Annotated in this window: 21 protein-coding genes and 2 pseudogenes; 19 read left to right on the plus strand and 4 right to left on the minus strand. The window is 66.1% G+C overall.

What is annotated here, in order from left to right; genetic code table 11:
- Window positions 1–9 precede the first annotated feature (9 nt).
- Together ERC79_RS05425 and ERC79_RS05430 are read left to right on the plus strand one after the other, a co-directional pair.
- Complete coding sequence (locus ERC79_RS05425) at window positions 10–675, plus strand: sigma-70 family RNA polymerase sigma factor (protein ID WP_131576411.1); 666 nt, start codon at window positions 10–12, stop codon at window positions 673–675.
- A 1-nt stretch (window position 676) separates the two neighbouring features.
- Window positions 677–1,381 (plus strand): anti-sigma factor, encoded by a 705-nt coding sequence (locus tag ERC79_RS05430; protein ID WP_131576413.1) that lies wholly within the window; start codon window positions 677–679, stop codon window positions 1,379–1,381.
- Between the two features lie 86 nt (window positions 1,382–1,467).
- Here the strand turns inward: ERC79_RS05430 and groL are convergent, their stop codons facing one another.
- The 4 genes from groL to ERC79_RS05450 form a co-directional block, all read right to left on the minus strand.
- Window positions 1,468–3,081 (minus strand): chaperonin GroEL, encoded by a 1,614-nt coding sequence (groL, locus tag ERC79_RS05435; RefSeq protein WP_131576415.1) that lies wholly within the window; start codon window positions 3,079–3,081, stop codon window positions 1,468–1,470.
- Between the two features lie 114 nt (window positions 3,082–3,195).
- Complete coding sequence (groES, locus tag ERC79_RS05440; RefSeq protein ID WP_031938674.1) at window positions 3,196–3,498, minus strand: co-chaperone GroES; 303 nt, start codon at window positions 3,496–3,498, stop codon at window positions 3,196–3,198.
- 183 nt (window positions 3,499–3,681) lie between these two features.
- Window positions 3,682–4,980 (minus strand): MFS transporter, encoded by a 1,299-nt coding sequence (locus ERC79_RS05445; RefSeq protein WP_131576416.1) that lies wholly within the window; start codon window positions 4,978–4,980, stop codon window positions 3,682–3,684.
- Between the two features lie 237 nt (window positions 4,981–5,217).
- A complete protein-coding gene (locus ERC79_RS05450; protein ID WP_131576418.1) occupies window positions 5,218–6,189 on the minus strand; it encodes a zinc-binding dehydrogenase in 972 nt (323 codons plus the stop codon).
- Between the two features lie 162 nt (window positions 6,190–6,351).
- On the opposite strand from ERC79_RS05450, the gene ERC79_RS05455 reads away from it, so the two are divergent.
- The 17 genes and pseudogenes from ERC79_RS05455 to ERC79_RS05530 all read left to right on the plus strand — a co-directional run bounded on the left by ERC79_RS05455 (window position 6,352) and on the right by ERC79_RS05530 (window position 23,533).
- Window positions 6,352–7,692 carry an aromatic ring-hydroxylating dioxygenase subunit alpha gene (locus ERC79_RS05455; RefSeq protein ID WP_131576419.1) on the plus strand — a complete coding sequence of 447 codons (1,341 nt, stop codon included), beginning with the start codon at window positions 6,352–6,354 and terminating at the stop codon, window positions 7,690–7,692.
- Window positions 7,689–8,039 (plus strand): bifunctional 3-phenylpropionate/cinnamic acid dioxygenase ferredoxin subunit, encoded by a 351-nt coding sequence (locus ERC79_RS05460; protein WP_131576421.1) that lies wholly within the window; start codon window positions 7,689–7,691, stop codon window positions 8,037–8,039. Before ERC79_RS05455 ends, ERC79_RS05460 begins: the two co-directional genes overlap by 4 nt.
- A complete protein-coding gene (locus ERC79_RS05465; protein WP_131576422.1) occupies window positions 8,036–9,262 on the plus strand; it encodes an FAD-dependent oxidoreductase in 1,227 nt (408 codons plus the stop codon). The genes ERC79_RS05460 and ERC79_RS05465 overlap by 4 nt, the downstream gene beginning before the upstream one ends.
- Before the next feature lie 8 nt (window positions 9,263–9,270).
- Window positions 9,271–9,828, plus strand: coding sequence for a 3-phenylpropionate/cinnamic acid dioxygenase subunit beta (locus ERC79_RS05470; RefSeq protein WP_131576423.1), 558 nt, complete (start codon window positions 9,271–9,273; stop codon window positions 9,826–9,828).
- Window positions 9,829–9,893: 65 nt separating this feature from the next.
- Window positions 9,894–10,775 carry an alpha/beta hydrolase gene (locus tag ERC79_RS05475; RefSeq protein ID WP_131576425.1) on the plus strand — a complete coding sequence of 294 codons (882 nt, stop codon included), beginning with the start codon at window positions 9,894–9,896 and terminating at the stop codon, window positions 10,773–10,775.
- Window positions 10,772–11,608 carry a 3-(cis-5,6-dihydroxycyclohexa-1,3-dien-1-yl)propanoate dehydrogenase gene (hcaB, locus tag ERC79_RS05480; RefSeq protein ID WP_131576427.1) on the plus strand — a complete coding sequence of 279 codons (837 nt, stop codon included), beginning with the start codon at window positions 10,772–10,774 and terminating at the stop codon, window positions 11,606–11,608. Before ERC79_RS05475 ends, hcaB begins: the two co-directional genes overlap by 4 nt.
- A complete protein-coding gene (locus tag ERC79_RS05485) occupies window positions 11,605–13,206 on the plus strand; it encodes a long-chain fatty acid--CoA ligase (RefSeq protein WP_131576429.1) in 1,602 nt (533 codons plus the stop codon). The genes hcaB and ERC79_RS05485 overlap by 4 nt, the downstream gene beginning before the upstream one ends.
- On the plus strand, window positions 13,203–13,589 hold the full coding sequence (locus ERC79_RS05490; RefSeq protein WP_131576431.1) for a hypothetical protein: 387 nt from the start codon (window positions 13,203–13,205) through the stop codon (window positions 13,587–13,589). The genes ERC79_RS05485 and ERC79_RS05490 overlap by 4 nt, the downstream gene beginning before the upstream one ends.
- A 137-nt stretch (window positions 13,590–13,726) precedes the next feature.
- Window positions 13,727–14,524, plus strand: a complete 798-nt coding sequence (locus ERC79_RS05495; protein ID WP_131576433.1) for an IclR family transcriptional regulator — start codon at window positions 13,727–13,729, stop codon at window positions 14,522–14,524.
- A 252-nt stretch (window positions 14,525–14,776) separates the two neighbouring features.
- Window positions 14,777–16,030, plus strand: a pseudogene (locus ERC79_RS05500) (cytochrome P450); the annotation flags it as partial.
- Window positions 16,019–17,059: pseudogene (locus tag ERC79_RS23235) on the plus strand (PEP/pyruvate-binding domain-containing protein); the annotation flags it as partial. The pseudogenes ERC79_RS05500 and ERC79_RS23235, both read left to right, overlap by 12 nt.
- 141 nt (window positions 17,060–17,200) lie before the next feature.
- Window positions 17,201–19,015: a PEP-utilizing enzyme gene (locus tag ERC79_RS05505; protein ID WP_131576435.1), complete on the plus strand. Its 1,815-nt coding sequence runs from the start codon at window positions 17,201–17,203 to the stop codon at window positions 19,013–19,015.
- A 1-nt stretch (window position 19,016) separates the two neighbouring features.
- Entirely contained in the window at window positions 19,017–19,775 is a 759-nt protein-coding gene (locus tag ERC79_RS05510; RefSeq protein WP_131576437.1) for an SDR family oxidoreductase, read from the plus strand.
- A gap of 11 nt (window positions 19,776–19,786) precedes the next feature.
- Window positions 19,787–20,107 carry a 2Fe-2S iron-sulfur cluster-binding protein gene (locus ERC79_RS05515; RefSeq protein ID WP_131576439.1) on the plus strand — a complete coding sequence of 107 codons (321 nt, stop codon included), beginning with the start codon at window positions 19,787–19,789 and terminating at the stop codon, window positions 20,105–20,107.
- Between the two features lie 2 nt (window positions 20,108–20,109).
- The gene (locus tag ERC79_RS05520; RefSeq protein ID WP_131576441.1) at window positions 20,110–21,417 is read left to right on the plus strand and encodes an FAD-dependent oxidoreductase; all 1,308 of its coding nucleotides are present in this window, start codon (window positions 20,110–20,112) and stop codon (window positions 21,415–21,417) included.
- Window positions 21,418–21,425: 8 nt separating this feature from the next.
- Window positions 21,426–22,073, plus strand: a complete 648-nt coding sequence (locus ERC79_RS05525; protein ID WP_131576443.1) for an HD domain-containing protein — start codon at window positions 21,426–21,428, stop codon at window positions 22,071–22,073.
- Window positions 22,070–23,533, plus strand: coding sequence for an aldehyde dehydrogenase family protein (locus tag ERC79_RS05530; RefSeq protein ID WP_131576445.1), 1,464 nt, complete (start codon window positions 22,070–22,072; stop codon window positions 23,531–23,533). Before ERC79_RS05525 ends, ERC79_RS05530 begins: the two co-directional genes overlap by 4 nt.
- Window positions 23,534–23,598 lie beyond the last annotated feature (65 nt).

The following is a 23,598-nucleotide window of genomic DNA, read 5'->3' on the forward strand; positions in this document are numbered from 1 at the left end:
ATCCGGCCGATGGACGCTACGGTAGTCCTCGATGCAATCGAACGGCGCCACGTGAATTCGGCCGGATCCTCCGGCGGCGATGACTTCTGCCCTGCCGACAACCGAAATCTCATCGCCGCCCGCCACGAAGAGTCGATTCGGCTGCGAAAGCTGTTGGCGAGTATCGCCGAGGGCGATCGTGCGGCGTTCGCAGACTTCTATGACCGGACCGGCGCGCGGGTATACGGAATGGTCCTGCGGGTCCTGCGCGATCCAGGCTTCTCGGAGGAGACCACACAGGAGGTCTACCTCCAGGTATGGAAGTCGGCGACAAGTTACGATCCCGAACGCGGGTCACCGATGTCGTGGCTCATGACTCTCGCCCATCGACGGGCGATCGACCGGGTCCGCTCGGAGCAGTCTCACTCCGACCGCGAGGTGGTCTACGAGACCACGAATCGCGTGGATGCGTTCGACCAAGTGACGGAAGAGGTCCAGCACCGTGCCGAACGGCAGGCAGTTCTGGACTGTCTCCAGACACTCACCGACATACAGCGGCAATCCGTGACACTCGCCTACTACGGCGGCCGAACCTATCGTGAGGTGGCTGCCGACCTCGGGGTCGCGGTGCCCACGGTCAAGTCCCGGATCAGAGACGGATTGACAAGGCTCAGAGGATGTCTGGGGGTGATGTGAGATGGACGACGACCTGATCGAGTGGGCGCACGCCGACGCATTGCACGCCCTCGACGACTCCGACCGGCGCGAACTCGACGCACGACTGGCCGCGGCAGACGCGGCGGCCCGAGCCGAGTTCGACACCGCGGTGCGGCTCGCCCGCGAGACGATGGCGGTGGCCAGCTCCCTCGTCGCGGTCACCCCACCCAGCTCACTGCGCCACAATCTGCTGGAGCAGGTGCCGGGTGACGAGATCGCCGCCCGGCGAAACCCGAGGCGCGGCTGGCGGATTGCCATTGCATCGGTGGCCGCAGCCGCAGCCCTGCTGGCCGGTGGCGTCGTGGTCGGCCGTCAAATCACGGAAACCGTACCGCCCCCGTCGATCTCCGCGCAGATCATGGACGCCCCCGATATGCAGTCGTCCTCGGCCGCGATTCCCGGGGGCGGCACCGCGACCGCGATGTACTCCAAGCAAGCCAACGCGGCCATGCTCGTGATGAACGGTGTCGCTCCGCCCCAGCCGGATTCGGTGTACCAGATGTGGCTCATGGGCGGCGCGCAGCCGGTGTCGGCGGGAACGATGTCACCCGAACAGGTCTCCCCAACCACGACCGCGGTCCTCGAGGGCATCGACGGTGCCACGAAGCTCGGCTTCACGATCGAGCCGCCCGGCGGTTCGGCAACCCCGACGGGAACCATGTTCGCCGCGATCCCGCTCACCTGACCGCACTCGGTCGACCTCGAGAATGTCGAGGCCCCCCGGACGATTTCGTCCGGGGGGCCTCGACATTTCGGCAACTGCCGAGTGGATCAGTGAGCGTGGCCGTGGCCGGTGTCCGCTACAGCCTCGGCGGGCTTCTCGACGACAGCGCTCTCGGTGGTGAGCACCATCCGTGCGACCGAGGCCGCGTTGACGACAGCTGAACGGGTCACCTTGACCGGATCGACGACACCGTCGGCGAGCAGGTCACCGTAGGTGAGGTTCGCGGCGTTGAAGCCGTGACCCTTCGGTGCGTCGGCAACCTTGCTGACCACGACAGAGCCGTCGAGGCCGGCATTGGAGGCGATCCAGTACAGCGGAGCCGCGAGCGCGGTGCGGACAACCTCGACACCGGTAGCCTCGTCGCCCGAGAGCGACGCGGCGAGTGCCGGCAGGACCTGTCCGGCCTGCACCAACGCCGACCCGCCGCCGGGGACGATACCTTCCTCGACCGCAGCCTTGGCCGCGTTGACCGCGTCCTCGACGCGGAACTTGCGCTCCTTGAGGTCGGTCTCGGTGGCCGCGCCGACCTTGATGACCGCGACACCGCCGGAGAGCTTCGCCAGACGCTCCTCGAGCTTCTCACGATCCCAGTCGGAGTCGGTGTTCTCGATCTCACGACGCAGCTGCGCGACGCGGGTCGCGATGTCGGCCTCGGTGCCGGCGCCGTCGACGATGGTGGTCTCGTCCTTGGTGACCACGACGCGACGAGCGCTGCCGAGGAGGTCCAGACCGGCTTCCTTCAACGTCAGACCCATGTCCGTGTTGATGACGGTGCCCGCGGTCACGACGGCGAGGTCCTCGAGGAACGCCTTGCGGCGGTCACCGAAGAACGGCGCCTTCACGGCAACAGCCTTGATCGTCTTGCGGATCGAGTTCACCACCAGCGTGGAGAGCACCTCACCCTCGACGTCCTCGGCGATGATCAGGACAGGCTTGCCGGACTCGGCGATCTTCTCGAGCAGCGGCAGGAAATCCGGCAGCGAGCTGATCTTCTCGCGGTACATCAGCACCAGCGCGTCCTCGAACACGGCGCGCTGGGCATCGACGTCGGTGACGAAGTACGGCGAGAGGAAGCCCTTGTCGAACTGGACACCCTCGGTGACGACGAGCTCGGTGTGCAGAGTCGAGGATTCCTCGACCGTGACGACGCCGTCGACGCCGACGCGGGTCATCGCCTCGCCGACCAGCTCACCGATCTCCTCGTCACGCGAGGAAACGGTGGCAACCTGCGCGATGGCTTCCTTGCCCTCGACCGGGGTAGCCGCGGCGATCAACGCCTCGGACACGGCGTCGGCGGCCTTGCTGATGCCGACACCGAGAGCGATCGGGTTGGCGCCCGCGGCAACGTTCTTGAGGCCGGCCTTGACCAGCGCCTGGGCGAGCACGGTGGCGGTGGTGGTGCCGTCGCCCGCGACGTCGTTGGTCTTCGTGGCGACGCTCTTGACGAGCTGGGCACCGAGATTCTCGAACGGATCCTCGAGCTCGATCTCGCGGGCGATGCTCACACCGTCGTTGGTGACGGTAGGGCCGCCGAACGCCTTGGCAAGGACCACGTGGCGGCCGCGGGGGCCGATGGTGACCTTGACAGCGTCGGCGAGCTGGTCGACGCCACGCTCGAGTGCCCGGCGTGCGTTCTCGTTGAACTCAATTTGCTTGGACATTGATTCAGCTACTCCTGGACTTTCAGGGTTTCGTCCCGAAACGGATTCAGGGTTCAGCCGGAACGCACGCCGCCCCGGGTCCGATGCGGAACTCCGGGGCGGTATGCGTGAGGCTTACTTGGAGACGACAGCCAGAACGTCGCGCGCCGAAAGGATCAGGTACTCCTGACCGGCGTACTTGATCTCGGTTCCGCCGTACTTGCTGTAGATGACGGTGTCGCCTTCCTGGACGTCCAGGGGGATGCGCTTCTCGCCATCCTCGTCCCAGCGGCCGGGACCAACAGCGACGACGGTGCCCTCCTGGGGCTTCTCCTTCGCCGTGTCGGGGATGACGAGGCCGGAGGCAGTCGTCGTCTCGGCCTCGTTGGCCTGGACGAGGATCTTGTCCTCGAGCGGCTTGATGTTCACGCTCGCCACGATGAGCCCTCCACTTTCAGGGGTTTGTTGGGCCCGAAGCTGCTCCTCGGACCACGATTGTTCAGTCATCACAGTGACCCTTCACAAGGCCCGTCGTCGCGGGTGCCGGGACTCGCTCGGTGTCGACTAGCACTCTATACATGCGAGTGCCAGCACTCAAGGGCAGTGGCCGTTCGAGCGCGCCTAATCGAGCACCTTGCCCTTGGTCTCGGGCATCGTAGAGACGATCACACCGGAGATCACGGCGCACACAGCGAGATAGACGAAGAAGTAGCGGCCGATTCCGGCGGACATCAGCGAGGTCATGAGCAGCGGCGCCGTACCACCGAACAAGGCGACGGTGACGTTGTACCAGGTACCGATCCCGACTCCCCGCAGCTTCGTCGGGAACATCTCGGCCATGGTGCACGGCACGATCGAGGTATTGATAGCGAACACCGACAGCCCGATCACGAACAGAATCAGCATGTTCCCCAGACCGGGGCCGATGAGGAACGATGCCGGAACGGTGAACACCGCCATGAAGGCGCAGTAGAACAGCAGCTGCGGCTTACGCCCGAAGCGGTCGGACATCGCGCCGGCCGGGTACTGGAGCGCGATGAAGAAGACGCTGCCGATCGCCAGCGCCGTGAAGACGTCGGACGCGTCGGCGCCCTCGCTCTTGACCGCATAGGGCGTAATGGCCGAGTAGAAGGTGTAGTAGGCCAGGCAGGGCATCATGATGAAACCGATGAGGTGCACCACGGACCGCGGATGCGTGCGTAGCGTGGTCCGCAGCGGGTTCCGCATCTCGGCGGCGTCGGCCTGCGCCTTCTTGGACATCTCGGTCTCATCGAGGTTGCGGCGCAGCCACAGCGCGAGCAGGCCGAGCAGGCCCCCGATCACGAACGGGACGCGCCAGCCCCACGCATCGAGCTGGCCGTCGGTGAGCAGGTTGGTAGCGGCGACGCCCAGCAGCGATGCCAGCAGCACCGCGACACCTGTCGACATGTAGTAGACCGACGAGTACCGGCCACGCCGGTCCGGCGGCGCGATCTCCGCCAGATACGATGCTGCGCTGGATGTCTCACCGCCCATCGAGATGCCCTGGACGATGCGTGCGAGCAGCAGCAGGACTGGGGCGAGCCAGCCCACCTGCCCGTAGGTGGGCAGGATTGCGAAGACCAACGAGCCGCCGGCCATCATCGAGACCGTGACGACGAGGCCCACCTTGCGACCGCGCATATCGGAGATTCGGCCGATGATGATTCCGCCGAGCGGACGGAAGAAGAACGCGAGGGCGTACGTCGCGAAGGTACTCATCAGCGCCAGCGCCTGGTTGCCAGGCGGGAAGATCTGTGTCGCGAAGTAGATCGAGAACGTTGCGTACACGGTCCAGTCGAACCATTCGATCGCATTGCCGAGGCCGGCGGCAAACAGGGCCCGAAGTGGCATGCGGTGTTTCGCGGAGGTGTCCGGTTGCGGCGGAGCAATTGCCGTCATGGAGAACGCCTTTCATGGGAGCCGCCCGTGCGGATCGCTCGGGCGAAGGTGTGACTGAGACCACGTCGGCCGAAATCCTCGCCGTGACCCACACCACGTGCGAGTGCATGTGCCGTCAGATGGAACACCTGGCGGAACCGATGCCTCGCACTCGCGAAACGAAAGTGGCGCCGAGGCGAATGCCCCAGCGCCACTTGACCGTCATCGACTGTCAGTACTACAACCCGATCCAGATGCTCACGAGACCTTCACCACGACCTTGCCGTTCACGTCGCCGTCGATCATTGCCTGGAACCCAGCGTGAATGTCCTGCAGAGAAATTCGACGGTCGATCTTGGGTCGCAGGCCGGTCGCCTCCATCATGCGGAGCATCGACACCAGCTCGGCACGGGTGCATCCGGTGGACCCGAGGATCCGCTGCTGCAGGTAGAAGATGCGGGTGAGGTCGGCCGGCGGGTTGGAGCCCGACGTCGCACCGGCGATCACGATGGTGCCGCCGGGGCGCAGCGAACGCATCGAGTGCGCCCACGTGGCCTCACCGACGGTTTCGATCACGACGTCGACCTTCTCGGGCAGCCGCGCGCCGGCCTCGACCGCGGTGTGCGCACCCAGTTCGAGCGCGGTAGCGCGCTTCTCCGCGCTGCGGCTCGCGGCGTACACCTTGGCACCCGCGGCTGAAGCCAGGCTGATCGCGGCGGTCGCGACGCCGCCGCCGGCACCCTGCACGAGCACCCGGTCACCGGCCTTGATCTGCGCCTGCGTGAACAACATTCGGTACGCCGTGGTCCACGCGACGGGCAGACATGCGGCCTCGTCGAACGACAGCCACTCGGGCTTGGGGATCAGGTTGCGCCGGGGCACCACGAGGTACTCGGCAAAGGCTCCGTCGTGCTGCTCGGACAGCAGTGCGCGGCCCGGGTCGAGTGTCTCGTCGCCGCCGCCACCGTCCGCGTCGGCGATCACCGGGTAGATGATCACCTCGTTGCCGTCCTCGTCGACACCCGCCGCGTCACAGCCCAGAATCATCGGGATCCGGTCGGCCGGGTGCCCGACACCGCGCAGCGTCCACACGTCGTGCATGTTGAGAGCGGACGATCGCACCGCGACCTTGGCCCAGCCGTCGGGAACGACCGGGTCGGGAACCTCGCGGAGTTCGAGGCCACTGAGCGGATCGTCCGCGTTCTGGGCGACGGCGACGGCTGCGAGCATGGATTCTCCTGTGCTGTCGGACACAACCACGCCGATGCTGCGGTTGCGAAATACGTGTTCGGGTAACCATGTTCGACGCCACCCGGATCCCACGCGAGGAGCCGTTCCGTACCTCGGCACGACTGCTGGCATCGGAGGTCACCGCGAGAGTCTCCTGTATGCATGCCAAGTACCTCCGACGGCGGCGCCGTGCCTCAGGGCTCGATCCAGCGGCCGGCCGCCCTCACCAAGTTCGTCGACGTGGCGACGATGGTCGACACCGACAACGGCTACGTCGATCGCGCGGTCTTCACCGACCACTCGATCTACCAGCAGGAGCTGCGCCGCATCTTCGCGCCGAGCTGGCTGTTCCTGGGTCACACGTCGCAGATCTCCAAGCCTGGCGAGTTCCTCACCACCTACATGGGTGAGGACCCGGTCATCGTCTCGATGGGCAAGGACCGCAAGATCCGGGCGTTCCTCAACTCGTGCCGCCACCGCGGTGCGCGGGTGTGCCGCGCGGACTTCGGCGCCACCAAGAACTTCACCTGCACCTACCACGGCTGGAGCTTCGACACTGCCGGGCAGCTGGTGAGTGTCCCGAACGAGGCCGGCTACCCGGAGTCCTTCGACAAGAAGGACTGGGGCCTGGTCGAGGTCGCCCAGCTCGACACCTACCACGGACTGATCTTCGCGACGTGGAACCCGGCGGCGCCGCCGCTGAAGGAAGCCCTCGGGGGCATGACCTACTACATGGACGCGATGCTCGATCGCGATCCGGAAGGCACGGTCGCCGTCGGCGGCATTCACAAGTGGGTGCTCGACGGCAACTGGAAGCTGGCGGCCGAGCAGTTCGCCACCGACTGGTACCACGTCAACATGTCGCACGCGTCCGCGCTGATGGTGCTCTCCCCCACCGGCCGCGGGCCGAAGGCCGAGATCGTCAACACCCCGGGCCGCCAGTTCAGCGACCCGATGGGTCACGGCGCCGGTTTCCCGACGCACCCGCGCAGCCGCTTCGACGCGCAGCCGGTGCACGAGTACTACGACTACGACGTGCTGCGTGAGCGTCTCGGCGACGAGCGCGTCGAGGGTCCGATGACCACCGGTCACGCGACCGTCTTCCCCAACTTCTCGTACCTGCCGGTCAACGGCAGCATCCGCGTCTGGCACCCCAAGGGACCGGACAAGATGGAGGTGTGGGCGTGGACCATCGTCGACAGGTCGATGCCCGAGGACGTGCGTGAGGCGCAGCGCCTCTACAACCTCCGCACGTTCGGCCCCAGCGGCATCTTCGAGCAGGACGACGGAGAGAACTGGAGCGAGTGCCAGTCCATCGCAGGCGGTTTCATCACCAACAGTGTGCCGCTGAACTACCAGATGGGCCTGGGCTCCGAGCGCGAGGACGGCGTCTACCCCGGCAAGACCAGCGAGCTGTACAGCGACGCTGCCGGCCGCGGCTTCTACCGGCGCTGGGCAGAACTGATGAACACACCGGCTTGGCACGAAAAGGGCGCGAAGTGAGCGAGACCACCACCAAGTTCAAGGTCGGCGCGGTCGGCGACATCGAGGACGGCGAGGCGCTGGTCGTCGACGCCGAGCAGACCGGCACGGGCGAGCCGATCGCGGTCTTCCACGACGAGGGCGAGTACTTCGCGCTCAACGACCGCTGTAGCCACGGCGAAGCGTCCCTCGCGGACGGCTGGATCGAGGGCGGCCAGGTGGAGTGCCCGCTGCACTCGGGCAAGTTCTGCCTGCGCACCGGCGCGGTACTGTCGATGCCGGCCACCGAGAACGCCCCGACGCACAGGGTCGAGATCGAGGGCGACGAGATCTGGCTGTACCCGGGCCAGAGCGCAGTCGCGCAATGAGCACCCCCGCCAGCGTCGTCGTGGTCGGCGGCGGGCTCGCCGGCGTCAGTGCCGCCGGCGAACTCCGCACCCGCGGCTTCGAGGGTGAGATCACGCTGATCGACGGCGGACCCACCCCGTACGACCGTCCGCCGCTGTCCAAGGCGTTCATGTTCGGTACCGCGGACGAGGCGGATCTCGCCCTGGCCAAGCCGGATTGGTATGTTGCGCAGAAGATCACGCTGCGGACCGGAATGCCGGCGACGGCGCTGAAGCCGGATGAGGGCGTGGTCGAACTCGCCGACGGCACCCGCCTGGACGCGGATGTGACGATCCTGACCACGGGTGCGGGCGCCCGTCCGCTGCCGGTGCCGGGCGGCGACCTGCCGCAGGTCCATCTGCTCCGCACCATCGACGACGCCCGTGCCCTCAAGGCCCGGCTCGTCCCCGGCGCACGTCTGGTCGTGATCGGGGCCGGCCTGATCGGCGCCGAAACCGCCTCGGCGGCATTGCAGCTCGGCGCCCAGGTCACTCTGGTCGACCCAGCCGACCCGCCGATCGTTCCCGCGGTGGGCCCGGAGCTGGCGCGCTACCTGCACGACCAGCACACCGAGCACGGCATCGCCGTACACACCGCGGGCGTCACGGAGATCCGGAGCACCGGTGATGCGGTGACCGTCGTGCTCACCACCGGCGAGGAACTGCCCGCCGACGCGGTGCTCGTGGGTATCGGGTCGATCCCGTCGACCGAGCTCGCGGAGGCCGCGGGCCTCGACGTCGACGGGGGCGTGCTCGTCGACGAGCACTTCCGCACGAGCCACCCGGCGGTATTCGCCGCCGGTGACGTCGCCCGTCGACGCGATGCCGACGGCGCCCTGCACCGACGCGAGGAGCATTGGGAAGCAGCACAACTCAGTGCTCGTGCCGTCGCCGCCCGCGTCCTGGGACAGGAACCCGAGCCCGAGTGCTCGGGCTGGTTCTGGTCCGATCGGCACGGCATCCACGTGCAGGGCGTCGGGTCGATGACGGCGGCGGGCGAGACCGTGATCCGGCCGCACCCCGACGACGCCACCCGCCCGCAGATGGTGTTCCGAGTCCGGGGCAACACCCTGGTCGGAGCAGCGTTCATCGACGGCGGCCCGGCCGTGCGGGCCGCCCGCATCATCATCGACCGCGCTCTTGCGGTGGATCCGGCCGCACTGGCCGACCCGACCGTGAACCTGCGCAAGCTCGCCAAAGGATGACCTGACTGATGGCTTCTGACACCACCCCCGCACACCGTGACCTCGCTGACGCCGACACTCACTTCCGCGTCCAGCAGCTGTATTTCCGTGAGGCCGAACTGATCGACGACGGCCGATTCACCGACTGGCTGGACCTGCTGGCCGAGGACCTGCACTACTGGGCACCTACGCGTACCAACCGGCTGCGGCGTCAGCAGTCGCTCGCGGTCGCCGCGCGCGGTGAGGCCGCCTTCTACGACGAGACCCGCGCGAGCCTGGCCTGGCGCATTCGCCGCTTCGACTCGGGCATGGCCTGGGCCGAGGATCCGCCGTCGCGCACCCGGCACCTGGTGAGCAACGTCGTCGTCCGCCACGCGGACGAGGACGAGCAGAAGATCGGGCAGTGGTACGCACGCTCGAACTTCATCGTCTACCGCAACCGGCTCGAGCGCGAGGTCGACATCTACTCCGGCGGCCGGGAGGACATCCTCCGCGAGACCGAGAGCGGCGGCCTGGTGGTCGCCCGCCGCAAGATCCTGCTCGATCAGAACGTGTTGCTGGCCAAGAACATCAGCACCTTCTTCTGATCTCTCATTCCCCCTCGGAACTACCAGGCGACGATCCTCCCCAGACACAAGGAGCGCGTGACACAGTGACAACGAATGCAGCGGTAGAGACGGCCGTGACCAGCCGCGAGGTCGAGACCTCGCTCGGCACCATCAAGGTGAGCGAGGCCGGCGGCGGCCCGGTCCTGGTGATGCTGCACGGCGGTGGCCCGGGTGCGTCGGCGATCGCGAACTACAGCCAGAACCTCCCCGCTCTGACGCCGCACTTCACCGTCGTGCTGCCGGACCAGCCGGGCTTCGGTGGCAGCTACCGCCCTACGGAGGAAGACCTCCAGCAGCGGAGCATCACGCAGATCACGGTGGACGCACTGATCCAGACGCTCGACGCGATGGGCATCGAGGAGTTCCACCTGATGGGCAACAGCCTCGGTGGTGCCGCCGCGATCGCCCTCGCGCTGGCGATCCCGCACCGCGTCACCCGTCTGGTGCTGATGGCTCCGGGCGGTGGCTGGCTGCCGTTCGGCCCGACGCCGACCGAGGGTCAGAAGGCGATGTTCCGCTACTACAACGGCGGCGGCCCGACCGTGAAGAAGATGAAGGACTTCGTCCGCACCATGGTCGCCGATCCCAAGCAGTTCGACGACGCCAACATCGAGGCCCGCTACGAGGCGTCGCTGGACGAGAGCCACATGGAGTTCTATCACCGCTACAACGCCGCGTTCGCGCGTCGTCACGGCATGGATCCGCTGTGGCGCGACGCCCACAAGATCAAGGCCCCGACGCTGCTGCTGTGGGGCACCGAGGACCGCACCATCACGTTCGAAGGCTCGCAACTGATGCTCAAGCAGATCCCCGACGTGCAGCTGCACGCGTTCAGCAAGTGCGGCCACTGGGTGCAGGTCGAGCGCCAGAAGGAGTTCGAGCGGCTCGTGGTGGACTTCCTGACCGACTGTTCGGAGGACGCGTGACCGGGTGGCTCGAGGGCAATGTCGCCCTCATCACCGGCGGCGGTTCCGGACTGGGCCGGGCCGTCGCCGAACGGTTCCTCGACGAGGGCTCCTCGGTCGTCGTCGCGGACCGTGATCCGGCCAAGCTGAGCGAGCTGGTGGAGGCGGCCGGCGATCGCGCCGATCGCGTCCACACGGTGGAGGCCGATGTCCGGTCGACCGCCGACCAGCATCGCGCGGTCTCGGAGGCCGTCGCGCGCTTCGGTAAGCTCGACACCCTGGTGCCGAACGCGGGTATCTGGGACTACCAGCGCAGCATCACCCGCCTGGATGGCGAAGCCCTGTCCGCGGCGTTCGACGAGTTGTTCGCGATCAACGTCAAGGGCTACCTGCTGGCCGTCGAGGCCGCGTGGCGTGAGCTGGTCAAGACCCGCGGCAGTGTCGTGATGACGCTGTCGAACTCGGCCTTCTATCCGAACGGAGGCGGACCGCTGTACACCGCGAGCAAGCACGCCTGCCGCGGGCTCGTGCTCGAGCTGGCGTACGAACTGGCCCCCAAGGTCCGGGTGAACGGCGTCGCGGCCGGCGGTATGCGCACCGATCTGCGTGGCCCCGAGTCGATCGGTCTGGCCGATCGGTCCATCGAGGCGTCGTTCGCACGCGGCACCACGACCGGTGACAACCCGCTGCTGCCGTTGCACGACGCCAGCGTCGATCCCGCCGATTTCACGGCGCCCTACGTGCTGCTGGCTTCCGCAGCCAACAGCTCCAACATCACCGGTGCGATCATCCCCGTCGACGGCGGCATCGCCGCCCGCGGATTCCGCACCGCAGCAGGCGGTGACGATCTGTGAGCACCGACAAGGCCCCCGTCGATATCAGCCCCGCCCGCGCACTGCAATCACTGGGCCGCCTGCACGGCGCCAGCACCGCGCTGATCTACGAGGACCACACGATCGACTACCGCGATCTCACCGCTCGCGTACACGCAATGGCGCTGGCACTGCACGCCTCGGGTGTCCGCAAAGGCGACCGCGTGGCATACCTCGGCCTCAACAGCCCGACGTTCCTGGTGACCTACCTGGCAGCGGCCTGGGTGGGCGCGGTGTACGTACCGGTCAACTTCCGTCTCGCCGCCGCCGAGATCGCGTATCAGCTAGGCGATTTCGGACCTCGTGTACTGATCGTCGAGCCCGGGCACATGCCGGTGATCGAGGAGATCGACCCAGCAGTCCAGCCGCCGCGGATGATCGCGGTCGACAACGACGACGCGGTGCCGCTCAGCGATGCGCCGTCGGGACGCTGGGAGAAGCTGACCACCGCACTCGCGCGCGGCGCTGCACTCGAGACGGAGCTGACACCGCTACCCCGCTTCGCGGACGACCTGGCTGCGCTGATGTACACGTCGGGCACCACGGGACGTCCCAAGGGCGTCATGCTCACGCACGGCAACATCTGGTGGAACTCGTTCAACGTGGACTCGGTGGTGGACACCAACCGCCGTGACATCAACCTCGCAGTGGCTCCGCTGTTCCATATCGGATGCCTCAACTCGTTCACACTGCGCAGCCTCAGCCGCGGCGGCGCGACGCTGGTCCGTCGCACGTTCGACCCCGCGGGCACGCTCGCCGACCTGGTGGAGCACAAGGTCAACACGATCTTCGCGGTACCCGCGATGTTCTCCGCGATCGCACAGTTGCCCGAGTTCGCGGACGCGGACCTGTCGCAGCTGCGCTCGGCGATCGTCGCCGGGGCTCCGGTGCCGCCGAGCCTGGTCAAGGAGTACGGCCGCCGCGGTGTCTCGCTGCAGCAGGCGTGGGGTCTGACCGAGACGGCACCGTTCGCGACGTCACTGCCGCCCGAGCGGACGCTCGAGCGGGCGTCGTCGGCGGGCCTGCCGATGCCGTTCACGGAAATCAAGATCGTCGATCCGGTGACGGGTGCGACACTCACCGAGGCCAATGCGGCCGGTGAGATCTGCGTGCGCGGCCCGAACGTCACGCCCGGCTACTGGGCCAACCAGCAGGCCACCGACGCTGCATTCGACGCCGAGAACTGGTTCCACTCCGGCGATCTGGGCTGCCTGGACGAGGAGGGCTTCCTCTACATCGTCGACCGGATCAAGGACATGGTGATCACGGGCGGCGAGAACGTCTATCCCGCCGAGGTCGAGCGGGTGCTCGTCGAGTACCCGGGAGTGACCGATGCGGCCGTCGTCGGTGCCCCCGATCCCAAGTGGGGCGAGGTTGTGGTCGCGGTGCTCTGCGTGTCGAGCGAGAAGGACCCGACGCTCGAGGAGATCCGCGCGTTCACCGGCGAGCGCCTCGCCCGGTACAAGCTCCCCAAGGAACTGCTCGTCTTGGATTCGTTGCCGCGCAACGGCTCCGGCAAGCTCGACAAGGTCTCACTGCGCAAGCTCGCAGCCGACGGCCATCGCGCACTGAACCGATGAGCACACCGGGCTGGCCACTGAAGTACACGATGGACGTCGATGGTGCCCCGTTCGAGGTCCGCGCACGTTACGCCGTGCGCGGACCTCTCGGCAACGCGTACCCGGCCGGTGTAGCCGACCTGGAGATCGACATCGAGGGATTGCGCGACGCCCAGGCGCTGACAGTCCTCGGCCGCCGCATCCTGGCTGACCATCCCGCGTGTCGCCGCGTCGTGCTGCCCGTCGCGGCCGGCGATCTCGTGGCGATCGGCCACGCCGAGGACGCCGGATTTCGATACGTCGTCGACGTTGACGTTCGAGGCGAGCTGAGCCAGATCACCGAGCTTTCCCTCATGGTCCTGGAACCTGGATGGGTCACCGAGATCGGTCGGTCGCAGAGGTAGTTTCGTCTGACAAACTCAGGGCGGTGGGTTCCACATCGGAACCCACCGCCCTTTCACCATTTCCAGGGTGGAGACGATCGACCGCTCGGAGCAGCATCTCCATAGCGAGGGCGGATCGAGGAAGGAGGCGGTTCGACATGGCAGGTACTCCTCGAGAAGCCGGCCGAACCACAGCGTCGCGGATACTTGCGATCCTGGAAGTGTTCGAGGAGGACCCTGGGCCGCTGGCGTTGAGCGACATTGCGGCCACGACGGGCATGCCGTTGACGACGGTCTATCGCTTGGTAGGCGAACTCGAGCAGTGGGGCGCACTCCTGCGCGGACCGGACGGCCGCTACCAGATCGGCATCCGGCTGTGGGCGATCGGCCAGAATGCCGGGCTTCGGCTTCGTGACATCGTCCATCCGCCACTGCAGGACCTGTTCGATCTGACTCACGAGACGGTTCACTTCGTGGTGCGGCGCGGAACCGAAGTGATCTACGTAGATCGCATCTACGGAAGCAGGCGCGTCCCACGACTGGCGCGCGTCGGTAGCCGATTGCCCCTGCACCCGACCGCTGTCGGAAAGGTGATGCTGGCATATCAGGACCCGTGGTTCAGGGAGACGTACCTCGCCCATTCGCTGGAGCGGCGCTCGAGATTCACAATCACCGAACCGGCGCGGCTCGCGCGGGAACTCGACACCATCCGAGAGCAAGGCTTTGCGAAGACGCAGGAGGAGATGGCCCTCGGGTCATGTTCGATTGCGATCCCGGTTCGGGCGCCGAACGACGAAGTTGTCGCTGCCATCGGCGTCGTACTCCCCAGCAGCCGATCAGCCGACATGGCGCGCTTCCTGCCACCGCTCCGAGGCACCGGCGCACGCCTGGAGAGGGTCTTCAAGGCTCTTCCGCAGCCCGTTGAACAGGCAATACGAACCTTCTGGCTCGGCTGATTCCGTTCATCGGAAGGATTCGCTTGGCTGCTTCGCGGTCGGGCGCAAGAGTGGTCCATGTCATAAGGAGGACCGCATGGAGACTGTCACCACACGACATCGAGGCGACAACGACGACAACGGCCTCCTCGCCGACGTCGATGCGCCCACAGCCGCTATCGACGAACCCGCACAGTAGCGCCGGCCTTCCATAGTCGTCTGCCGAAGCAACAGACAACGCGCGCCCGCGCCCTCCCAGATCCAGGAGTGACAATGCCCGCCCCCACCGACCCTGCTGCCACGCGTAATTATCCCGTCGACCACCATGGCTACGAGCCGTTCAAGATGAACGACCCGTTCCCCGCCTATGCGCGCCTCCGATCGGAGGAGCCGGTGATGTTCGACGAACGAATCGGATGCTGGGTAGTCAGCCGTTACGAGGACATCAAGGCGGTCTTCGACGACTGGGAGACCTTCAGCAGCGAGAACGCGCAGGCGCCGGTCCGCGAACGTGGATCGCAGGCGAAGAAGATCATGGCGGACGGCGGTTTCACGGCCTATTCAGGGCTGTCGGCCCGACGGCCTCCGGAGCACACGCGGATCCGGAAAGCGGTATCCAAGGCGTTCACCCCGCGCCGCTACAAGGCTCTCGAACCATTCATCCGCGACAACGTGGACCGGCAGCTGCGCGCGCTGCTCGCGCATGAGGATCGCCGGGGCGACCTGCTGCGCGACCTCGCCTACGACGTGCCGACCGTCACGATCTTGACGCTGATCGGCGCGGACGCCGACAAGGTCGACCAGTTCAAGCGCTGGTCCGACTCGCGCGCGGCGATGACCTGGGGTGATCTCAGCGACGACGAGCAGGTCCCGCACGCACACAATCTCGTCGAGTACTGGCACGAGTGCCTGCGTCTGGTGGCGCACGCCCACGAGCACGGCGGCGACAATCTGGTCGCCGATCTCGTCCGCGCGCAGGAAGAAGGAAGCGAGATCACCGATCACGAGATCGCGTCGGTCTGCTACAGCCTGCTGTTCGCCGGCCACGAGACGACCACGACATTGATCTCGAACACGCTTCGTCTCCTGCTCGCCCACCGCGATCAGTGGGAGGCCCTCGCCCAGGACCCGAAGAAGATTCCGCAGGCAATCGACGAGGTCCTCCGATTCAGTCCCTCGATCGTCGGCTGGCGACGTAAGGCACTCGAGGACACGGTGATCGGAGAAACCCCGATTCCTGCCGGTGCCGAGATCCTGCTCGTCATGGGATCCGGGAACCGGGACGAATCGAAGTTCACCGATCCCGAGGTCTTCGACATCACCCGAGGCAATGCACGTGAGCATCTCGCATTCGGGTTCGGCCTGCACTACTGCCTGGGAAACATGCTCGCCAAACTCCAGGTGAAGATCGTTGTCGAGGAGCTGTTGAAGACTGCTCCGTTCCTCGAACTCGTCGACCCCGAGGCCATCACCTTCGGCGACAACCTCTCGTTCCGGGCCCCGACGGCGGTACCAGTGCGCTGGGACGATCCGAGCAGCGACACAACCGAGGACTCCCCCGCCCGGTACATCCAGTTCTTCGACGACCTGCAAGCGCCGCAGCACGATCAGCTCGGCGGCAAGTGCGCATCACTGGTATCTCTGACCACGGCGGGGATGCCGGTGCCGCCCGGGTTTGCACTGACCACCGCGCTCTACGATTCCTTCATCGAGGAAGCCGGCATCGCCGACGAGATCCAGCGGTTGCTGGACGGCCTCGACCCCGAAGACGTTGCTCACGTCGACGCGGTCTCCGCCCAGATCCGCGATGCGATCACCTCGCGTGCGGTCCCCGAACCGCTCCGGCGCCTGACGATCGATGCCTACCACAGATTGCAGGCCCGCTTCGATCAGCCCGTACCGGTCGCTGTGCGATCCTCGGCGACGGCGGAGGACCTTCCCGACGCAAGCTTCGCCGGGCAGCAGGACACATACCTGTGGCTCAACGGAATCGACGAGGTACTCGAACGCATCCGTTGTTGCTGGGCATCGCTGTACACCAGCCGCGCCATCATCTACCGGCTCAAGAACAACATTCCCGACACGGGGCTGTCCATGGCCGTCGCGGTCCAGAAGATGGTCAGCGCCAAGGTCGCCGGCGTCGCGATGACGATGGATCCGACCAATGGCGATCGATCCAAGATCACCGTCGACGCATCGTATGGCGTCGGCGAGATGGTGGTCTCCGGACAGGTCACCCCGGACAACATCGTCATGGACAAAGTGATGTTGACCGTGGTTTCGGAGACCATCGGCGACAAGCACGCCGAGCTCGTTCCAGACCCCGGATCACACCGCCTCGTGGAAAGAGACGTCGACGCCGACCGCCGCACCCGACGAAGCCTGACCGACCAGGAACTGCAGGCCGTCGCCGCGATCGCCAAGCGCGCCGAGAAGCACTACGGGTGCCCGCAGGACATCGAATGGGCGCTCGACGCCGACCTGCCGGACGGCGAGAACCTGCTGCTCCTACAGTCCCGACCCGAAACGGTGTGGTCCTCGAAACCCAAGCAGGACAAAGTGACCGAATCAAAGAAGTCTGCCCGGCCGGGGCTCGACCTGACCGGAATCAGCCGGGCGATGACCCGGCCCCGCACCGCGTAACCACTGACCTCCGTCGCCGATCCCCTCCTCGGCGATCGCGAAAGGAAACCTCACATGACGATGAAGTCCTTCCCAAGCCCCTTCGACCTCGAAACCCCTGCGGGCGCCGAGGGATGGGAGGAGCTCTACCCCTACAACTTGGTCTTCCAGCCGAGCCGCAAGGACGTCGAGGACGGCAAGTTCTGGTTCTGCGACAGCCAGCACTGGCCCACCGTGTTCAAACCGTTCGAGACGATCGGCGGCGAGTTCGCCGTCAAATGCCTGGGGCAGTACAACACCAAGCATCTGTTGATTCCCAACTCGAACGGCATCGAGTTCCGGATCCACCTCGGCTACCTGTACATGTCGCCGATCCCCGCTCCCGAGGAGGAGTTCGACGCGCGGGTGCCACTGTTCGAAGAGCGGGCCGCGTACTACTACCAGAACTGGGAGCCGCTGCTCGAGAAGTGGCACAAGAAGGTTCGGCTGACCATCGACGAGATGGAGGCGCTGTCCTTCGAGAAGCTGCCGGCCATGGTGCCGATCGAGGACATCCGGTCCGGTAAGGCCAAGGACGGCACCGAGGTCCTGCTCGAGAACTACGATCGGCTGATCCAGCTCTGCTACCAGAACTGGCAGTACCACTTCGAGTTCCTCAACCTCGGGTACATCGCCTACCTCGACTTCTTCGGCTTCTGCAAAGAGGCCTTCCCGAACATCCCGGACCAGTCGATTGCAACCATGGTCCAGGGCGTGGACATGGAACTGTTCCGCCCAGACGACGAACTGAAGGAACTGGCCAAGCTTGCCGTCGAGCTCGACCTCACCTCGCTGTTCGACGACACCGCGGACGTCGACGGAACCCTGGCCCGGATCGCTCAGGCCGAGAACGGGGCCCGGTGGATCTCCCAGTACGAAGCCGCCCAGGATCCGTGGTTCAACTTCACGGTCGGCAACGGCTTCTACGGGCACGACAAGTACTGGATCGAGCACCAGGACCTGCCACTGGGCTATATCGCCGACTACATCCGCCGTTTGAACGAGGGACAGGACATCATGCGTCCGGTCGCCGAGCTCGCCGTCGAGCGTGACCGGATCGCCGCCGAGTACCGCGATGTCCTCGACGGCGAGGCACGAGAGACGTTCGACGCCAAGATCGCCCTCGCCCGAACCGCCTACCCGTACGTCGAGAACCACAACTTCTACATCGAGCACTGGACGATGGGCGTGTTCTGGCGCAAGGTGCGTGAACTGTCCCGCATGCTGCACGAGGAGGGATTCTGGGCCGAGCCGGACGACCTGCTGTACCTCAACCGCGGTGAGGTGCGCGAGGCACTGTTCGACCTGGCCACCGCCTGGGGTGTCGGCGCGGAGCCGATCGGACCGCACTACTGGCCTGCGGAGATCGACCGCCGGAGGGGCATCATCGACGCGCTCAAGTCCCGCCGACCGGAACCGGCGCTGAACACCCCTCCCGAGTTCATCACCGAGCCGTTCACCAGCATGCTGTACGGCATCACCACCGAGCAGGTCCAGCAGTGGCTCAGTGACGACGAGGAATCCAGCGACCATCTGCGCGGGATGGCAGCATCGCCGGGCGTCGTGGAGGGCATCGCCCGCGTGATCACCAGCTCGGACGAACTATCCGAGATCCAGGACGGGGAAATCCTCGTCGCACCTGTGACCGCACCGTCGTGGGGTCCGATCTTCGGAAAGATCAAGGCCACCGTTACCGACATCGGCGGCATGATGAGCCACGCCGCGATCGTGTGCCGCGAATACGGCCTGCCGGCGGTGACCGGCACCGGATCCGCGTCCACCCAGATCAAGACCGGACAGCGGCTCCACGTCGACGGCACCAAGGGTGTCGTCACCGTTCTGAGCGAATGACATGACAGACAAAAATGGCACGGGCAGAACGGTTTTGATCACCGGCGGGGCCGGCGGACTGGGTCGCGCATTCGCTCTGGGCTTCGCCGAACGAGGCTATCGGGTCGCGGTGGCCGATATCGACGGAACCGGCGCGGACGAGACCGCAAGGCTTCTGCGTGAGAGTGGCGCCGCTGCAACGTCGGTCACAGTGGATGTGACCTCGGTCGAATCCACGGACGCGATGGCCGCCTCGGTTGCGGAGTTCGGCGGTGGCCATATCGACGTCCTGGTCAACAACGCTGCGATCTATGCGGGTGTGACGCGGTCGCGCTTCGAGGAGATCGATCCCGCCGAATGGGACCGAGTCATGGCAGTGAATCTGAAGGGCCCCTGGATGTGTGCGCGGGCGTGCAGCCCACACCTCGCGGACGGCGGCTCTGTGGTGAACCTGTCCTCGGCCACGATCCTCAGCGGCTCCGCGAACTGGATGCACTACGTCGCCTCGAAGGGCGGTGTCGTGGCCCTCACCCGAGTGATGGCCAAGGAGTTGGGGGCTAGGTCGATCACCGTCAACGCCATCGCTCCGGGCTTCACCCTGACCGAGGCCAGCTACGGCCTGATGGAAGGGGCCGAAACCTACGGTGTCGACCGCGGCGCACTCAAGCGGGCCAGCCGGCCCGAGGACATCGTCGGTGCCGCACTGTTCCTGGCCAGCCCGGACAGCGAGTACATCACCGGCCAAACTCTCGTCGTCGACGGCGGACGACAGTTCATCTAGGAGAAGCAGCAATGCCCAAAGTTACGTACACCGACTGCGACGGGAACGCCCGAGCAGTCGAAGGCAATGTCGGTGACTCCGTCATGGAAGTCGCGATGCGCAACGGAGTAGCCGGCATCGTTGCCGAATGCGGCGGCTCGCTGTCGTGCGCGACGTGCCATGTCTTCGTCCGCCCGGACCAGTTCGACGAACTGCCCGCCATGGACGACATGGAGGACGAAATGCTGTACGGCACAGCAGTGGAACGACAGGCGAACTCGCGGCTGTCCTGCCAGATCAAGCTCACCGAGGACCTCGATCTGGACGTGAGCACACCGGAAACGCAGGTCTAGCGATGGACTCTCACACCTCCGCCGGCGAGGACGGACTGCTGATCGTCGGGGCGAGCCAGGCCGGGGTACAGCTCGCCGGCTCACTGCGCGCCCTCGGATACGAACCGCCCATCACGCTCCTGGGAGACGAGAACCACCGCCCGTACCAGCGACCGGCGCTGTCCAAGGAGTTCCTCCAGGGACTGGTCACCTCCGAGTCGCTGATCTTCCGGACCGCCGAGTACTGGGACGAGCACCGCATCCGATTGATCATGGGCGAGCGCATCACGACCGTCGACCGCCGAGTCGACGGGTCGGGTGTCGCAACCGCGGCGTCCGGAGCGCAGTTCCCCTTCGACCGATTGGCGCTCACCGTCGGTGCCCGGCCTCGGCCCCTCCAGGTAGAGGGCAGCGGATTGGACGGAGTGCTGTACCTGCGCAATGCCGACGACGCGCTCGATCTGCGACGACGCATGCCCGACGCCACCGATGTCGTCGTGGTCGGCGGAGGATTCATCGGACTCGAGGCCGCTTCGAGCGCACGGAAGATGGGCAAACGGGCAACCGTTCTGGAAGCAGGTCCGCGGCTGATCGGACGGGCTGTGGGCCAACAAACGTCCGCGTTCTTCCTGCAGGCACACCGCGACCGCGGTCTCCGGATCGAGCTCGATGCGACGGTCGCTCGAATCGTCGGCGAGAACGGCACGGTCACCGGTGTCGAGCTCGCCGACGGACGGGTCATAGCCGCGCAGATCGTCCTCGTGGGCATCGGAGTGGTGCCCAACGTCGAACTGGCGCAGTCGATGGGTCTGTTGTGCGACAACGGTATCCGTGTCGACGAGTACGCCCTGGCCTCGGATGGAACGACCGTTGCCGTGGGTGACTGCGCGAACATGCCCAACCCCGTACCAGGGGCACCGCCCGGCGACCGGATCCGCGTCGAAAGCGTCAACAACGCGATCGAGCATGCCAAGGTTGCGGCGTACTCCCTTACCGGCCGGCACACCGAATACACCGGTACACCGTGGTTCTGGTCGAACCAAGCCGATCTGAAACTGCAGATCGCGGGATTGGCCACCGGATACGACGACACCGTGGTGCGTCGGGACGACGCGAAAGGCAAGTTCTCCGTCCTGTACTACCGCAACGGGCGCATCATCGCCGCCGACTGTGTCAACAACCCACTCGACTTCATGGCCGTCAGGAACGCCCTGGCGAAACGCGCTGACATCCCCGCCGACCTGGCGGCCGATCCCACGACAGCTCTGAAGACGATCACGACCGAGGGCGCTCTCGTTCTCTCGGCTCCGCCATCGCCCGAATCGAGGTAAACGCACCGATGCGTACCCCCACCACCCGCCCCGTCGACACTTCCCCGATCGCCGCGGCGCCCGACGCTGCCACCGACCTGGATCCGATCTGGAAGTCCGTCGTCCCCGAGACGCGAACGCGTGGCAACGACATCCACCTGCCCACGTCGTTCGCCTATGCGGAGCGCCTGTGCGACTGCTATCCGGACGCGGACGCACTCGTCGTCCGCGTCGCAATCCTGCTGCACGACACCGGATGGGGTCGAGTGGATGAATCGCGCATTATTTCCGAAGGCTTCAGCGGAGACTGGCGCAAGGCCGCGATCCGTTACGAGCACGAGCGCCAGGGCTGCCTCATCGCACGCGAGGTCCTACCGCCTCTGGGATACAGCGAGGATTTCGTCGAACGCGTCTGCGCAATCATCGACGGCCACGACACTCGCCAGGACGCACACTCCCTCGAAGACGAGTTGGTGCGCGACGCGGACCGGCTGTGGCGCTTCGGGCCCACCGGGATCGCATTGGCGTCGTCGTGGTTCGGAATGACCCCGGCGCTGTACTGCGATCGCCTCGAGATCGAGATCCTGCCCGAGCTGAAAACCGAAGCCGCCCATCAGATCGCAGTCGCCGATCTCGCCAGATCGCGTGCCTTGCTGAGGACGGACGTGCTGCGATGAACCGGGCATCGCTCGCGCTCCCCTACACCCACGTCGACGACCTGTTTGTGGGAGGCCGTTGGGTCACGTCGGCCGGAACCGAACGCATCGAGGTCGTCGACCCGGCCACCGAGGAGGTCTGGGGTTCGGTGCCCGATGCGACCACCGAGGATGTCGATGCGGCGGTGCGCGCCGCGGACCGTGCCTTTCACACCCCGGGCTGGTCGGATCTGCGTCCGTCTGCGCGGGCAGAATATCTCTTGCGGATCGCGGACGAGATCGAAGAGCGGGCCGAACCCATGTCGTGGACCAACACCCGGGAGAACGGCAGCCCTGTCGCCGAGACCTCGGGCAGCGCTTCCAACGCCGCCGGGATCTTCCGATACTTCGCGTCACTGGCCTCGTATCTCGAGAACGACGACGAGCGTCCCTATCCGAACGGTCTGGGAACGACCACCGTCTTTCGCGACCCCGTCGGTGTCTGTGCACTCATTGCGCCGTGGAACTTCCCGATCAACCTCGTCGTCGCCAAGCTGGCGCCCGCGCTGATTGCCGGTTGCACGGTGGTGATCAAACCTGCCGAGTCGACTCCGCTGTCGATTCGGTTCGTCATCGAGGCCGTCTCGGCGGCCGGTGTCCCGCCCGGCGTGGTCAACCTGGTGACCGGCACGGGTGCCGTCGGGGATCGCCTCGTGCGTCATCCGCTGGTCCGCAAGGTCGCCTTCACCGGGTCGACACCCGTCGGAAGGAAGATCGCCGCGGCCTGCGGTGAACTGTTGCGGCCGGTCACACTCGAACTCGGCGGCAAGTCGTCGGCGATCGTGCTCGAGGATGCCGATCTGGACGCCTTCGCACAGGTCTTGATCCGGTCCTGCATGCGCAACACGGGCCAGACGTGTTACATCTCGACCAGAATTCTGGCGCCTGCGGCGCGGTACGCGGAAGTGGTCGACACGGTTACCCGAACCGTCGCCGCTGCCAAGCAGGGCGACCCGCTCGACGCGGACACCGACTTCGGTCCGTCGGCCACCGAGGAGCAGTACAAGATCGTCCTGAAGTACCTCGACAGCGCCCGAGCCGAGGGAGCCCGTGTCACTACCGGCGGTGGCCGCGCCGCCACCGACCGCGGGTACTTCGTGCAGCCCACCGTCCTCGCCGATGTAACCCCGGACATGACCATTGCTCGCGAGGAGATCTTCGGCCCGGTTGTCACAATCCTGCCGTACGAGACCGTCGACGACGCAATCCGGATTGCGAACGACACCGATTTCGGGCTCGGCGGAATCATCTTCTCCCGTAACGAGACTCAGGCCATCGCGCTGGCACGCAGAATCGACACGGGATCGGTCGGAATCAACTTCTTCGCCTCGAACCACAGTGCGCCGTTCGGCGGTCGACGCGACTCGGGGCTGGGAGTCGAGTTCGGAATCGAAGGTCTCAACGCGTACCTGACCCCGCAATCGGTTCACCACCGAACGTAGGGCGACGCGAACCCAGCTCGTGGCATATCGGACTCGACTGAACCCTCGGACGGGACGAAACGGAT

The organism is Rhodococcus sp. ABRD24 (genome assembly GCF_004328705.1).
Taxonomy (GTDB): Bacteria; Actinomycetota; Actinomycetes; order Mycobacteriales; family Mycobacteriaceae; genus Prescottella.

Bases quoted from the DNA above. Each gene is read 5' to 3' on its own strand.
- ERC79_RS05425 (WP_131576411.1), top strand. From the start codon at position 10: ATGGACGCTACGGTAGTCCTCGATGCAATCGAACGGCGCCACGTGAAT.
- ERC79_RS05430 (WP_131576413.1), top strand. From the start codon at position 677: ATGGACGACGACCTGATCGAGTGGGCGCACGCCGACGCATTGCACGCC.
- groL (WP_131576415.1), bottom strand. From the start codon at position 3,081: ATGTCCAAGCAAATTGAGTTCAACGAGAACGCACGCCGGGCACTCGAG.
- ERC79_RS05445 (WP_131576416.1), bottom strand. From the start codon at position 4,980: ATGACGGCAATTGCTCCGCCGCAACCGGACACCTCCGCGAAACACCGC.
- ERC79_RS05450 (WP_131576418.1), bottom strand. From the start codon at position 6,189: ATGCTCGCAGCCGTCGCCGTCGCCCAGAACGCGGACGATCCGCTCAGT.
- ERC79_RS05455 (WP_131576419.1), top strand. From the start codon at position 6,352: ATGCCAAGTACCTCCGACGGCGGCGCCGTGCCTCAGGGCTCGATCCAG.
- ERC79_RS05465 (WP_131576422.1), top strand. From the start codon at position 8,036: ATGAGCACCCCCGCCAGCGTCGTCGTGGTCGGCGGCGGGCTCGCCGGC.
- ERC79_RS05470 (WP_131576423.1), top strand. From the start codon at position 9,271: ATGGCTTCTGACACCACCCCCGCACACCGTGACCTCGCTGACGCCGAC.
- ERC79_RS05490 (WP_131576431.1), top strand. From the start codon at position 13,203: ATGAGCACACCGGGCTGGCCACTGAAGTACACGATGGACGTCGATGGT.
- ERC79_RS05495 (WP_131576433.1), top strand. From the start codon at position 13,727: ATGGCAGGTACTCCTCGAGAAGCCGGCCGAACCACAGCGTCGCGGATA.
- ERC79_RS05505 (WP_131576435.1), top strand. From the start codon at position 17,201: ATGACGATGAAGTCCTTCCCAAGCCCCTTCGACCTCGAAACCCCTGCG.
- ERC79_RS05510 (WP_131576437.1), top strand. From the start codon at position 19,017: ATGACAGACAAAAATGGCACGGGCAGAACGGTTTTGATCACCGGCGGG.
- ERC79_RS05515 (WP_131576439.1), top strand. From the start codon at position 19,787: ATGCCCAAAGTTACGTACACCGACTGCGACGGGAACGCCCGAGCAGTC.
- ERC79_RS05520 (WP_131576441.1), top strand. From the start codon at position 20,110: ATGGACTCTCACACCTCCGCCGGCGAGGACGGACTGCTGATCGTCGGG.
- ERC79_RS05525 (WP_131576443.1), top strand. From the start codon at position 21,426: ATGCGTACCCCCACCACCCGCCCCGTCGACACTTCCCCGATCGCCGCG.
- ERC79_RS05530 (WP_131576445.1), top strand. From the start codon at position 22,070: ATGAACCGGGCATCGCTCGCGCTCCCCTACACCCACGTCGACGACCTG.